At 39.8% G+C, this 13097-nt stretch carries 12 protein-coding genes; 8 read left to right on the forward strand and 4 right to left on the reverse strand.

Annotated features, from left to right (window positions below; translation table 11 throughout):
• Positions 1-371: 371 nt before the first annotated feature.
• Positions 372-590, forward strand: a complete 219-nt coding sequence (locus tag AC4CUZ_RS09445; RefSeq protein ID WP_201951975.1) for a hypothetical protein — start codon at positions 372-374, stop codon at positions 588-590.
• A gap of 336 nt (positions 591-926) precedes the next feature.
• Here AC4CUZ_RS09445 and AC4CUZ_RS09450 read toward each other — a convergent pair whose 3' ends face one another.
• Positions 927-1523, reverse strand: a complete 597-nt coding sequence (locus tag AC4CUZ_RS09450) for a hypothetical protein (RefSeq protein WP_114837798.1) — start codon at positions 1521-1523, stop codon at positions 927-929.
• Between the two features lie 89 nt (positions 1524-1612).
• Positions 1613-2311 carry an exonuclease domain-containing protein gene (locus tag AC4CUZ_RS09455; RefSeq protein WP_114837799.1) on the reverse strand — a complete coding sequence of 233 codons (699 nt, stop codon included), beginning with the start codon at positions 2309-2311 and terminating at the stop codon, positions 1613-1615.
• Between the two features lie 490 nt (positions 2312-2801).
• Here AC4CUZ_RS09455 and AC4CUZ_RS09460 point away from each other — a divergent pair, with 490 nt between their 5' ends.
• From AC4CUZ_RS09460 to ahpF, 7 genes are all read left to right on the forward strand, one after another.
• Positions 2802-4061, forward strand: coding sequence for an alpha/beta hydrolase (locus AC4CUZ_RS09460; RefSeq protein WP_078389474.1), 1260 nt, complete (start codon positions 2802-2804; stop codon positions 4059-4061).
• 156 nt (positions 4062-4217) lie between these two features.
• Positions 4218-5471: a serine hydroxymethyltransferase gene (glyA, locus tag AC4CUZ_RS09465; RefSeq protein ID WP_005400534.1), complete on the forward strand. Its 1254-nt coding sequence runs from the start codon at positions 4218-4220 to the stop codon at positions 5469-5471.
• A gap of 170 nt (positions 5472-5641) precedes the next feature.
• Entirely contained in the window at positions 5642-6046 is a 405-nt protein-coding gene (gene rnk, locus AC4CUZ_RS09470; RefSeq protein WP_005400535.1) for a nucleoside diphosphate kinase regulator, read from the forward strand.
• A 312-nt stretch (positions 6047-6358) separates the two neighbouring features.
• A complete protein-coding gene (locus AC4CUZ_RS09475) occupies positions 6359-7147 on the forward strand; it encodes a tellurium resistance protein (RefSeq protein ID WP_201951973.1) in 789 nt (262 codons plus the stop codon).
• Positions 7148-7166: 19 nt separating this feature from the next.
• The gene (locus AC4CUZ_RS09480) at positions 7167-8300 is read left to right on the forward strand and encodes a toxic anion resistance protein (protein WP_004696049.1); all 1134 of its coding nucleotides are present in this window, start codon (positions 7167-7169) and stop codon (positions 8298-8300) included.
• Between the two features lie 33 nt (positions 8301-8333).
• On the forward strand, positions 8334-9260 hold the full coding sequence (locus AC4CUZ_RS09485; RefSeq protein ID WP_078426580.1) for a hypothetical protein: 927 nt from the start codon (positions 8334-8336) through the stop codon (positions 9258-9260).
• A gap of 170 nt (positions 9261-9430) precedes the next feature.
• A complete protein-coding gene (gene ahpF / locus AC4CUZ_RS09490; protein ID WP_490747530.1) occupies positions 9431-10996 on the forward strand; it encodes an alkyl hydroperoxide reductase subunit F in 1566 nt (521 codons plus the stop codon).
• 287 nt (positions 10997-11283) lie between these two features.
• Here the strand turns inward: ahpF and AC4CUZ_RS09495 are convergent, their stop codons facing one another.
• On the reverse strand, positions 11284-11538 hold the full coding sequence (locus AC4CUZ_RS09495) for a YfhL family 4Fe-4S dicluster ferredoxin (RefSeq protein WP_078389479.1): 255 nt from the start codon (positions 11536-11538) through the stop codon (positions 11284-11286).
• A gap of 14 nt (positions 11539-11552) precedes the next feature.
• Positions 11553-12953: a prephenate-dependent tRNA uridine(34) hydroxylase TrhP gene (gene trhP, locus AC4CUZ_RS09500; protein WP_078389480.1), complete on the reverse strand. Its 1401-nt coding sequence runs from the start codon at positions 12951-12953 to the stop codon at positions 11553-11555.
• Positions 12954-13097 lie beyond the last annotated feature (144 nt).

Below are 13097 nucleotides of genomic sequence, written 5' to 3' on the forward strand. Positions count from 1 at the left end.
GCTCTTGTCGAGAGCAAAAAATGTTTTTATATTGTACTTACAGTAGGTCGATAACTAAGACGCTACGATGTAGTTGGACGGATCAATGACAGCTCGTTGAGTTTGAAACGAAGTGTTCAAACAATAAATCAGCACTAGCCTTCCAACATAGAAAAGCTCGCAGCAATGCGAGCTTTTTTTATGTGAAAAAATATGACTATGTATCTCGGTTGTTAAGCATATTTGATTTAAGTTTATGATTTATAGTTATGATTTTGAAAATATTTATATAAATTAACATTGCGATAAATTCTAACAACTCTAAGGGCAGTATTGGAAAAAACTTGTGCTATAAGATTAAACAGAGCTAAAAAAAGAAAAGGAAAATGACCATGACTCAGCTTGTAGATGTAAAGGTAAAAGACCAATACAGCCAAACGTATAATGTAAAGGCCCGGTTAAGGCAAGTACCTGAAAACTCCGAAGCAGAACGTTTGGATTTGTTTAAACGAATTGAACATATCGTTGTTGATGGTGAAGTGATTCTGCCTAGTATTGAACTGTTATTTGAAAGTCGGCAAACGGAAAATATATACCGAGTTGTTGATTAACACTTTTGAAAAAAAAGCTCATGTTTACATGGGCTTTTTTATGGGCGATAAATGTCGAGTTAAGTTATCCCATTGCAGTATAAGAGATAAATTTTTTTGAGCGACTATTTTTAACGTCATAAAATAAAATCAGGATATCACTTCACACATAGTTATTATTTATCAAGCTGTTTGATAAATGGTTCGAGTAACCATTGTGCCAAAGTCTGAAAAGTCGATGAAAGACATTAGGATTTTTTGCCTGAATAATAAAACAATAGATTGCTAATCAAACTCGTAGTCTTTAAATCTTAACTAAGACCGAAAAAGACTCAATTATCCATTGAATTTATTTCTTTAAGCTGCTTGCAAACGCAACAGTGAATGATTGATCTGTTGTAAGTGTTGATTGAGTGCTGTGGGTTCTATTCGACTTTCCTGTAACGTCGTAATCCATTGCATTTGGCAGCGTTTGAGACTGTGTAAGTCTGTCGCCGATTGAATTTGAAGAATGAGTTGTTTTGCCATTAAGCCACAATAACGTTGTAATAAGCTCATCATCAAATCGCGTGTTTCTTCAAAGCTATAAGCTTTAAGTGGTGGGGCTGGGCTTTGTGTAGGAGCGGGTGGTGCAGGAGTCTGCGCTTTGCTGTCTAAATCTATTGGATTGACGCTATTTTGACTATTTTCTAGTAGTGAGGCAGGTGGTTGAGATTCGGATAGAGGCTCTATTGGGCTAGAGACGTGAGCTGTTTGTGTGGAATGAATTAAACCCAATTCAATTAATTGTCCGAGGATTTCAGGCGTTGCGATGCGTTGTTTGAACTGGTCAGCCAATTGTTCAAAATCTTCTGTACCAATTAAAACCAATAGTCGTCTTTGACGCGCATTGAGTGGGATATGACGTTGTTGTAAAGCATCTAAACCCAATGCTGTCTTTTGATAATGATTCATACCTTAATTTACTCCCCCGAACAAATAAATTAAGGCTGAACATACAGGGTGAAAATTACAACAATATTAAGAATTTATGACAATACATTTTAGAGCGTTTTAATGCTCGTATTTTCTAAAGCTTTTCGTAAGTAAGGATCGAGTTCATCTTGACGCATTAACCACTGAATATAGTCAGCAGGGAGTTCAGCAATCGCTGTGCCGCGATGCTTGCCAAAATTAATGACACGCGGAATACGAGCATCTTCAGAGACAGCAAATAATTGCTCCATGCTGTTTATTTTTAATTGATGAACCACATGCATTAAAATATTGGCCGTTAAAATAATATCCATATCGGCACGATGAGCTTTTTTAATCATTTCACGGGCTTTTTCACTGCCTTTTGAAATCATATAAATGAGTGCCGAAATATTGTTCGCTTCAGCATCAGGCCAGACCAAACGTGCAAGGGCGAGTGTACAAATCGCTTTAATATGAGAAGTATCGACACCACATTTTTCGATAGCCCGAATATCATAATCAATATTATGACCAATGATGTACTGTGTTTCAGCAGGTAGTTTAAAGGTCGTATAGTGAGGCTTCCCAACGAGGTCTGACTCTAAAATATGATGCACAGCCATCGCTGCGAATGAGATTGGTTCATCGACGGTATAGAGCTGATCAAATACTTGGCTTTTGTCTAGGCTTAATTTGCCATTTGTAATTTCAATCGGTGCATATGCAATCTCAATGGGTTGACCATTTAGGGTATGGGTTTCTGTGTCGAGAATAATGGCTTGCATGTGCATATCCGAAAATTAAAAGCTGAATAAATTTATCATTTTCAAGACTATCAAGACAGCCTATGACTGCCAGATTTGTGGTTTATTCGCTGATTTTGTGCAGTGATGTTGTTTAAATCATCTGGTGAACCTGCGTGATTAGAGATCAGACTTTATTGAGCAAGGAAAAAGTTGGAAGTTACTTGTTGATTTATTTAGGCAGATTACAAGGAAAATTTTTGCTTAAAATTAAAATAATTCTTTGGGATTCGGTTCAAACAAAGACTAGAGAAGAGCTTAATGCCTGAATTCAGTTGTGGGATCAGGATTTATTTTAAGTTCCAATGACCAGTTTTTATAACAATGGTAAGTGCTCACTTGCAGACAATGTTCACTTTGTATCATTCTCGTAACTGGTCTTGCCATGTGTCATTTTGAGGCGTAAATCATTAATGTATTCAAGTGATTTGAATCGTTACAACAAGAAAAAATGTCATTAAGGAATTTTAAGATGAAAAAACATATATTGGCCGTGTTCGTCAGTAGTTCTGTGCTTGTTTTAACAGCCTGTGGAGGAGGGGATGGCGATTCAACTTCTGTTATCGTAGATGATGGGGTGCCTAAAAATAATATTGTTAATCCAGTGGTTAGAGTCGAGGCTTATACAGATGTAGATATTAATGCTAATGTTGTGTTGGATAGTGTTAGTAGTTCTAAAACATTGATGACCTATTTAATGCGTGGGGTCAATGGAAGTGAAACGCAAGCAACAGCTTTAGTCTTTAAACCAAAAGGGCCAATGCCAGCAGGCGGTTGGCCGATCGTTGCATGGGCACATGGAACTACAGGTGTTGCTGATCAATGTGCCCCGAGTCAGCAAGGTTTAGGTGGAAACGAATTCTTAATTGCAAAGTTACTTGTAGCAGGTTATGCCGTGGTTGCTCCAGATTATGAAGGCTTAGGTGAACCTGGAGGTCGTGAGTTACATCCATTTTTAAATCTGAAAAGTGAGGCTTATTCGATCACAGATGCAGTTGTTGCCGCGAGTAAAAATTTGGGGAATACAACGGAGAAGCGCTGGACTGTTATTGGTCATTCTCAAGGGGGACATGCCGCATTAGGTGCTGCTGAGAATGCATCAAGAGCACAGCTCGATTACAAAGGCGCTATTGCCATTGCACCAGCATCCAACCTGAGTTTAATCCTCGCAGGTGGTGAGCAGCAAGCTGCTACGGAAACGGATCTAACGAAAAAAATTAATATTCTTGCGCCATTAGATACTTTTACTGCTTTAATTACAGCAGGATTAAGAAATCCTTACCCAGCATTACGCTATAGTGAAGTCTTTGAAATTCCAACAGATGATATTGCGAGACAAGCTGAGTCTCTATGTTATACGCTATTAGGAGGTACTTTTCGTGCCCCAATGGTCGATTACGCAGACATTTTTGGAACAATAGAGGGATATCCACGTACCCAAACTGGGTTTATGACCAATATTCCGGAAGTGAAAGATTTTCTAGCAAATGGTTCTCAGCCTTTGAAAAAGAAGATAAGTACTCCAATCATTATTTATCAAGGATCATTTGATGAGACTGTGCCTAGAAAGGTTACGGATTTTTTAGTGAATACTGCACCAGCAGGGACAGTCATTACTTACAAAAATGATGGATTACTTGCTCCAGTTGATAAATGGAATCATACGACTGTTTATACTCGTAATTTGGATAATTTTGTGACCGATGTAAAAACTCTCATGCCAATTCAGTAATTTGCTTTGACTCAAATCGCTCAAGGAGTTCTGCTTCATGAGCGATTTTTTATTTAAAACTGCGTAAAGTTCGTTCTCGAAATTTATAAACTTCATGCTACAATACGCGCCAATCTTAGCACGGCTTAAAAGCCCTAATTTCATAGGACCTCGCTAATGTTTGCCAATATCTCAATTGCTGAATTTGATCCAGAAATCGCGCAAGCAATCACAAATGAAGATGCTCGCCAAGAAGCGCACATCGAACTGATTGCTTCTGAAAACTATTGCTCTCCAGCAGTAATGGAAGCACAAGGTTCAAAACTTACAAACAAATATGCTGAAGGCTACCCAGGCAAACGCTACTACGGCGGTTGTGAATATGTAGACGTGATTGAACAATTAGCGATTGACCGTGCTAAAGAACTTTTCGGTGCAGATTACGCAAACGTTCAACCACATGCAGGTTCACAAGCAAACTCTGCTGTTTACTTAGCGCTTCTTAACCCGGGCGACACTGTTTTGGGTATGAGTTTGGCTCACGGTGGTCACTTGACTCACGGTGCTAAAGTAAGTTTTTCTGGTAAAACATATAACGCAATTCAGTACGGTTTAAACCCTGAAACTGGCGAAATTGATTACGAAGAAGTTGAACGTTTAGCAATTGAGCACAAGCCACGTATGATCGTAGCTGGTTTCTCTGCTTATAGCCAAATTGTAGATTGGCAGCGTTTCCGTGACATCGCGGATAAAGTTGGCGCTTACCTATTTGTAGATATGGCTCACGTTGCTGGTCTAGTTGCTGCTGGTGTTTACCCAAGCCCAGTTCAGATTGCTGACGTAACAACAACCACTACACACAAAACACTTCGTGGCCCACGTTCAGGTTTAATCCTTGCAAAAGCAAACGAAGAAATTGAGAAAAAATTACAATCAGCTGTATTCCCTGGTAACCAAGGCGGTCCATTGGTTCATGCGGTAGCGGCTAAAGCAATTTGCTTTAAAGAAGCAATGGCTCCTGAATACAAAGTTTACCAACAACAAGTAGTGAAGAACGCTCAAGCAATGGCTGAAGTTCTCATTGCTCGTGGTTATGACATCGTTTCTGGCGGTACAGAAAACCACTTGTTCTTGTTATCTCTTATTAAGCAAGATGTAACAGGTAAAGAAGCAGATGCATGGTTAGGTGCAGCTCACATTACTGTGAACAAAAATGCAGTACCAAATGACCCACGCTCACCATTTGTGACTTCTGGTATCCGTATTGGTACACCAGCTGTGACGACTCGTGGTTTCGGCGAAGCTGAAGTGCGTGAACTTGCTGGCTGGATCGCTGATATCCTAGACAGCAAAGGTGACGAAGCTGTGATTAACGCTGTTAAAGCGAAAGTTGAAGCTGTTTGTGCGAAATTTCCTGTTTACGCAAACTAAGTTCTGACTTGAGAAAGCCCCCTCAAGGGGGCTTTTTTTATAGCATTAAAAAATCAAAATCAGTTGAAATATAATTTAGACTGCATTTCTGATATAACAGAAGTTATAGGCTAATAAATTATTTTTAATAAGAATTTTATTCATACCGTATTCAAATAGGAATGCAGCACATGGCAAACCCAGCAATTATCATTTCTGAGCAGGATCTTCATCGTTTAGAAACGATGTTAGAACATCAGCCTAAACTTACACCGACCATGCAGTTGCTTGAAGAAGAATTGGCACGCGCCGATGTTGTTGCTCCACAAGATATGCCTGCCAATGTGGTAACGATGAATGCAAAAGTTTTACTGACTATTGCACCATCTACAGAAGCATCTGAAATTACCTTGGTTTATCCGCATGATTTTAAAGGCGAGAAGGGACAGGTCAATGTTGTAGCCCCTATTGGTGCAGCAATTCTTGGCTTAGCTGAAGGTCAAGAAATTGAATGGCCACAGCCAGACGGGCAAATGATGAAAGTCAAAATTGAAAAAGTGGTTTATCAACCTGAGCGTGAAGGCAATTATTTATAATATCGAAACACCCCATTTTAAAGCCATGTTGATCATGGCTTTTTTATGATTTCAAATATGCGTTTTGTTTCATAAAGGATTGTAACTCCATAGAAGATAAAAACAGAGTATGTATTGATTGGATCTTTTACTTCTACTCAATAGGTTTGGGTCTAGTATGAATAGAGTACTGAATAACTGATATAACCTTCATGATAATTTTTACGGCACAAAAGATGTCACAGCATTTTTGCAAAAATCTACATGTTATGTGACATAAAAGCTGTACTATAAAAATGATTTTATTCAATTTCTTTATTGGGTTAAAGCGCTATGGCACAAATTGACGTTCTTGTTCCTTTAAGGGATATACCAGTCAATTCAGATGAACTTTTAAGTATCCAGCGTAATGATTTGGTTCCTTTGCTGAACGATCAATATCGTCTCAATCATTATGCAGATGGTGTCATTCAAGCGCAGTCTGTGCTGTTAAATGGAGTGGACCCGCAGCTCACTTTACAGTTGAGTCAGACCATTGAGCAACTGATCCAGTCACTGGCTGACTCAAAAAAATACCTGAAGAAGCGCAAATTTAATGGGCTACAAAAGTGGCTCGGAATTGATATTGAATATGGTTCAACCCAAGTTGAATACTATAAAAAACTGGATCAGCTGTTGGATCGAGCCAATCATCTCAGCCAAAAATTACAAATTGAAATTCAAAAGTCACAGGCGCGCTATCAGCAGTTAACAGGCTTACGTGAGCAAATGGCCAAATATATATCTGCGGCTGAAGCATTTTTAATGGAATATCCTAAATTTGTGAAGAATGCACATCCTTTAGATAATTTTGCAGAACGTTTATCCAAGAAAATAAACAGCTTGCAGACTTTGCAAAGCAGTAATGATATTGTGATTACGCAAATGCAGTTGTCACAGCAGCTTTCATTGAGTTTGTTAGACCGATATAAAGAGGCACAGCAGGTTTTGATCCCGGCATGGCAATATCATGTCAAACAATCGCAGCAATCAAGCTCGACAATTGAACTAGAAAAGCTCGATAATAGCCGTGAAAAATTGATTCATACCTTAAAAAAATCACTACAGAAACCAACACTTTAAGAAATAGATTAGGTGAATTATGACCAACTCAGAACAAAACAGTCTTGTGGTAGAGCCAACCACCGAAGTGATTGAACATAAGTTTCAACAGTTAAATTTGCAAGAAATTGGCTTGCAACAAGATGACTTCAATGCGGTCTTGGCAGCACGGAAAGAGTTGGCAGAAATCAACCATAACGCCGTAGCGGAGTATGGTAAAAATATTGCGACACAAACCTCAGGATATACCGATGAGTTGTTAAATTTGGTTCAAAATAAGGACTTGGATGAAACTGGGCAAAAGCTAAATCAGGTGGTACAAGTTGCACAACAACTGAATACCTCAAGTATCTTAAATAAAAAGAAAAATTCAGGTTTCTTCGGTGGCTTGATAAGCAAAATTAAAGGCGCAAAGAATAATATTGATATGCACTTTAATACCACCAAAGAACAGATTGATACTTTAGTGAAAGAAATTGAAAAATCACAGTCTGGTTTAAAAGCACGTGTTGATACGCTAGATCGGATGTTTCATGGTGTGCAAAGTGAATATAAACAGCTCGGTGTGTATATCGCAGCGGGTAAGTTGAAACAGGATGAAATTCAGCAGGAAATCTCAACACTGACTGCACAGGGGCAAGACCAAACCACGACACAGAGAGTTTACGACCTCAATCATTTAGCCAATAATTTGGAAAAACGTGTGAGTGATTTGCAGGTTTTACAACAATCAGCCATGCAAACATTACCGATGATTCGTATTATCCAGTCTAATAATTTGATGTTGGTCGATAAGTTTTATGCGATTAAAAACATTACATTGCCTGCATGGAAAAACCAAATTAGTTTGGCGATTTCTTTAAATGAGCAGACGAATAGTGTGCAGTTGGCCAATACCATTGATGATGCGACCAATGACTTGTTGAAGCGCAATGCTGATTTGTTACATCAAAACTCAGTAGATACAGCAAAAGCCAATCAACGTTCAGTGATTGATATTGAGACGCTTGAACATGTACAAAACACCCTCATTAAAACAGTAAATGATGTGATTCAAATACAAAAGGAAGGTATGCAGAAACGTGCTGAAGCAACCACACGGTTGCGTAGTTTGCAGGACAATTTGAATCAATTGGTTTTAGATTCAAGTTCTAATCGTACGACACCATCTTAATGCCGAGGTGGATGGTCAATAGAGGAGAAGCGTTTGCCTTCCTTAGATGAGTATGTTGTTCAGCCTCAGCACATTGAACAAGGCGTGGTTGCACTTAAACAACGTCAACGTAAACTGAGTTTATGGTGTATGTTGAGTGCTGCCTTGTTTATTGCCTCCAGCATTAGTTATTTTCTACAACCTGATTTTGTCTATAGCTTTTTTGGGCTGAGCACTGAAATACAGCAACTGCATATGCCCATGAGTGTCGATGAAAATCTCGCATCACTAGGACATCAGCCAGATTATTTTCTGAATTTGCTGTCGTGGTTTGGTTGGCTTGTGCTCAAGATCATGGTGTCTTTTATTGGGGCATTCATACTGGTGCACTATACACGGAAAATTCATTTTTTCTATGTACGTTTTCAGTCTTTTATACTGAAGTTTGTGGCATGGCTGATTGCCTTTATTCTGCTTTGGTCAGGACTGACTTATGTGCAATATGATTTAAAAGATGATGAAAGCGAGGCTTTTCAGCAAATCGTACACTACGATAAAAACATTCAGCAAAGTGAAATAGCACAGTATTTGCAGCAGTCGCAAATTCAAATGCCTGTAAAACATTATTTGCTTGCGCAGACGGCATTGTTACACCAACCTGTCGATAAAAATGCAGCCATTCCGCATGTGCTTGCTCTGGTCCAAGCAGAAAAAACCGATTCACATTTTATTGAATATGGGTTTAAGCCTGAACAGTTATGGACGATGCAGCATCAACTCTATGGCAAAACACTCACGCCGATGGCTGCAAGTGTAGAAAAGCAAGTTCAGCAAGCAGCGCAGTTCACTAAGGTCATGCAATTCTTCTCACTTATCTTGATGTTACTGATGGCAGTGCTAAGTCTTTTGTTGTTTGGTTTGACACGTCAGTTAAAGGCCAGAACGCTAAGAATTGAACAGCGGATGCAGAGTGAATCTTAAGCTTTGACTTCGTAAAAAGTCCTGCGGGGTAGAGGGACTTTTTATGATGAATATCTTTAAATCTATAAAACCGATTATTAAAATAAAAACAAACTGTTTTATCTATTTCTAGATTTGCTCTATGATTCTTCTATCAAATAAATTTATAGACTGCTTTGGAGAGCTTAACAATGTTAGATCAAAATACTTCAGCTCAATTAAAAACACTTCTTGAACGCCTAGAAGGTCCGATTGAATTGGTTGCGACTTTGAATGGTTCTGAGAAATCAGACAAAATCAAAGAATTGGTTGAAGAAGTTGCAGCACTGTCTCCACTGGTGACTGCACGTTTTGATGGTCAAAACTCACGTGCACCTAGCTTTGGTGTGGCAAAAGCCGGTGAAGAGCCGCGTGTCTTCTTTGCGGGTTTGCCGATGGGACATGAGTTTACCTCTTTGATTTTGGCATTGTTACAAACCTCAGGTTATGCACCCAAAGTATCAGATGAAGTTTTAGCTTCAATCAAAGGTTTAGGTATCCAGTCTGACTTTGACGTCTTTGTCTCTTTAAGCTGTCATAACTGTCCAGACGTGGTGCAAGCGTTGAACCTGATTGCTATTTACAACCCAGGCACGACAGCAACTATGATTGATGGTGCATTCTTCCAAGATGAAGTTGAAGAACGCAAAATCATGGCTGTACCGATGGTGTTCCAAGACAACAACCATATCGGTCAAGGCCGTATGACCTTGGAAGAGATTGTTGCCAAACTGGATACCAATTCTGCGGCCAAAGAAGCTGAAAAACTCAATGCCAAAGAGGCTTTTGATGTTTTAGTGGTTGGTGGTGGTCCTGCGGGAAATACCTCTGCCATTTATGCCGCACGTAAAGGCATTAAAACCGGGATTGTGGCTGAACGTATGGGTGGTCAAGTCATGGATACCATGGACATTGAAAACTATACCTCGATTCAAAAGACTCAAGGGCCGAAGTTTGCTGCTGAAATGGAAGCACATGTACGTGAGTACGGTGTGGACATCATGAACTTACAACGTGTTTCTAACATCAAAGGTGCAGATGAGACAGCGAATGGCTTGGTTGAAGTCACTTTAGAAAATGGTGCGAAGCTTGAATCTAAAACAGTAATTCTTTCAACAGGCGCACGTTGGAGAGAAATGAATGTGCCGGGCGAAGCAGAATACCGTACTCGTGGTGTTGCTTACTGTCCACACTGTGATGGCCCACTGTTTAAAGGCAAACGTGTTGCCGTAATTGGCGGAGGTAACTCAGGTGTCGAAGCTGCGATTGATCTTGCGGGGATTGTTGAACATGTGAATTTGGTTGAGTTTGATAGCAAATTACGTGCTGACCAAGTGTTGCAAGACAAATTGCATAGCTTACCTAATACCACAGTGATCCTAAATGCACTCTCGACTGAAGTTGTGGGTGATGGTAAGCAAGTGACAGCATTGAAATATAAAGATCGTGCAACTGATGTAGAACATACGGTAGAGCTTGCAGGGATCTTTGTGCAAATTGGTTTATTGCCAAACACTGATTTTCTCAAAGAAACAGCAGTTGAGCTTTCAAACCGTGGTGAGATTGTGATTAACGATCGCAACGAAACCAATGTCAAAGGTGTATTTGCCGCAGGTGACTGTACGACAGTACCTTACAAGCAAATCATCATTGCCACAGGTGAAGGCGCGAAAGCCGCTCTGTCTGCTTTTGATTATATTATTCGTTCTGGGCTGTAAGTGTGAAATGAAAAAGCCAACGCTCTCCCAAAATATACGTTGGCTTTTCCCCTTTATGCTGTATTGTTGATCTTTGGTTTTACCCTTGATAGGAACTGAGTCGCTAACAGCTCAGTTCCTTTTTTTTTCGTTTAAAGCAAATATCTTGTACAAAGAAAAAGCCAAAGTGCTCCCCAGTCACTTTGGCTTTTTCATTTAGTTTTTGTTTATTGTTATTCTTTGCCCAGTTTTTGTTTTGAAACTCTGAGTGTGGTCAGTACTCGGTTTCTTTTCTACTTTCCCCAAGGTTAGACGCTAAATAAGTTCAATCCTTTAAATTTTTCTAACAGTTGTTGTTGTGTTTCAACGTATTCTGGATGTGGCTCGATACAGGCAATTGGGCAAACATCGACACAGGTTTGGGTATCATAAAAACCAACACACTCGGTGCAGCGGTTGACGTCTATTTCATAAATTTTATCACCTTCAAAAATAGCGGTATTGGGACATTCAGGAAGACACATATCACAGTTAATACAAGCATCCGTTATTTGTAGTGCCATAGCATTATCCCCAGTCAGCTTGTAACATAAGCCAATGCAGGCGCTGAAATGTCAGTGCTTGAATGCGGTAAGTTACGAATGAGCAGGGCATAGCGCATGTCTACATCAGCAGGAACGGGTATTTCAACCACATGTCCTGAGCCTTTCGCTTCAAGTATTGGATTGCCTTTTTTATCGAGGATTTCTGTTAGTTTAAATATGATGTTGCCTGAAGTGGTCATGAGTTCGAGCACATCGCCCACTACAAAACGGTTTTTGACATCGACTTTCAAATAATCGCCATTGCGTTCCAAAATTTCACCGCAGTATTGTTGATGGTCAAAACTGGATGAACCATTTTCATAGTTTTGATATTCGCTATGCACGTGGCGGCGTAAAAAACCTTCGGTATAACCACGGTTGGCCAGACCTTCGAGTTGTGTCATGAGTGAGGAATCGAAAGGTTTACCTGCGAGCGCATCATCTATGGCTTTGCGATAAATTTGTGCTGTACGGGCACAGTAAAAATAAGACTTGGTGCGTCCTTCAATTTTTAAAGAATGAATCCCCATTTGGGTTAAGCGCTCAACATGTTGCACCGCGCGTAAGTCTTTTGAGTTCATAAAGTAAGTACCATGTTCGTCTTCTTCAGCAGCAAACATGTCTTCATCATGACGTTGTAGTAATACGGGTTCATCAAACTGATGCTGTGCTTGCATATGCAGTTCATCAGCATTAGAGCTTGAACAGCAGTTGGAGCCTGTATTCAGATTTTGGACTGGGATCACATCGCCATTTTCATCTTGCTGAGTCTCGTGTACTTTGTATTCCCAACGGCATGCATTGGTACATGCCCCCTGATTGGCATCACGTTTATTCATATAGCCGGAAAGCATACAACGTCCAGAGTACGCCATGCATAGCGCACCATGCACAAAAACTTCAATTTCCATGTCTGGTACTTGTTGCTTAATTTCTTCAATTTCATCAATAGATAATTCACGGGACAAAATGACCCGAGTCAGTCCCATGTTCTTCCAAAACTTCACAGTAGCCCAGTTAATGGCATTGGCTTGAACCGAAAGATGCACATCCATGTCTGGAAAATGTTCGCGTACCATCATAATCAGGCCTGGATCCGACATGATCAGGGCATCGGGTTGCATTGCAACCACAGGTGTGAGGTCACGAATAAAGTTTTTGAGTTTTGAGTTATGTGGTTGAATGTTGACGACCACATAAAACTTTTTACCTAAGTCATGCGCTTCTTGAATGCCGATAGCCAGATTGTCATGGTCAAATTCATTATTGCGCACACGTAAACTGTAACGAGGTTGTCCGGCATAGACTGCATCTGCACCATAGGCAAATGCATAACGCATATTTTTAAGCGAACCTGCAGGAGAAAGAAGTTCAGTAACGTGATGAATGCTCATGATTAAACTAAGGCATAGAAAAAATATGGGTTTATTGTAGGGCTTTAAAAAATAGATTCAACCTAGTAAACAACTCGGAATTTAAACGGTTATAGACGCGAAAATTACATGTTCAAATGCTGGATGTGAGTGCTCCATTATAAA

Source organism: Acinetobacter sp. 789_lipA (assembly GCF_058242845.1).

Coding starts and splice junctions, on each gene's coding strand:
- AC4CUZ_RS09445 (WP_201951975.1), top strand. CDS start 372: ATGACTCAGCTTGTAGATGTAAAGGTAAAAGACCAATACAGCCAAACG.
- AC4CUZ_RS09450 (WP_114837798.1), bottom strand. CDS start 1,523: ATGAATCATTATCAAAAGACAGCATTGGGTTTAGATGCTTTACAACAA.
- AC4CUZ_RS09455 (WP_114837799.1), bottom strand. CDS start 2,311: ATGCAAGCCATTATTCTCGACACAGAAACCCATACCCTAAATGGTCAA.
- AC4CUZ_RS09460 (WP_078389474.1), top strand. CDS start 2,802: ATGAAAAAACATATATTGGCCGTGTTCGTCAGTAGTTCTGTGCTTGTT.
- glyA (WP_005400534.1), top strand. CDS start 4,218: ATGTTTGCCAATATCTCAATTGCTGAATTTGATCCAGAAATCGCGCAA.
- rnk (WP_005400535.1), top strand. CDS start 5,642: ATGGCAAACCCAGCAATTATCATTTCTGAGCAGGATCTTCATCGTTTA.
- AC4CUZ_RS09475 (WP_201951973.1), top strand. CDS start 6,359: ATGGCACAAATTGACGTTCTTGTTCCTTTAAGGGATATACCAGTCAAT.
- AC4CUZ_RS09480 (WP_004696049.1), top strand. CDS start 7,167: ATGACCAACTCAGAACAAAACAGTCTTGTGGTAGAGCCAACCACCGAA.
- ahpF (WP_490747530.1), top strand. CDS start 9,431: ATGTTAGATCAAAATACTTCAGCTCAATTAAAAACACTTCTTGAACGC.
- AC4CUZ_RS09495 (WP_078389479.1), bottom strand. CDS start 11,538: ATGGCACTACAAATAACGGATGCTTGTATTAACTGTGATATGTGTCTT.
- trhP (WP_078389480.1), bottom strand. CDS start 12,953: ATGAGCATTCATCACGTTACTGAACTTCTTTCTCCTGCAGGTTCGCTT.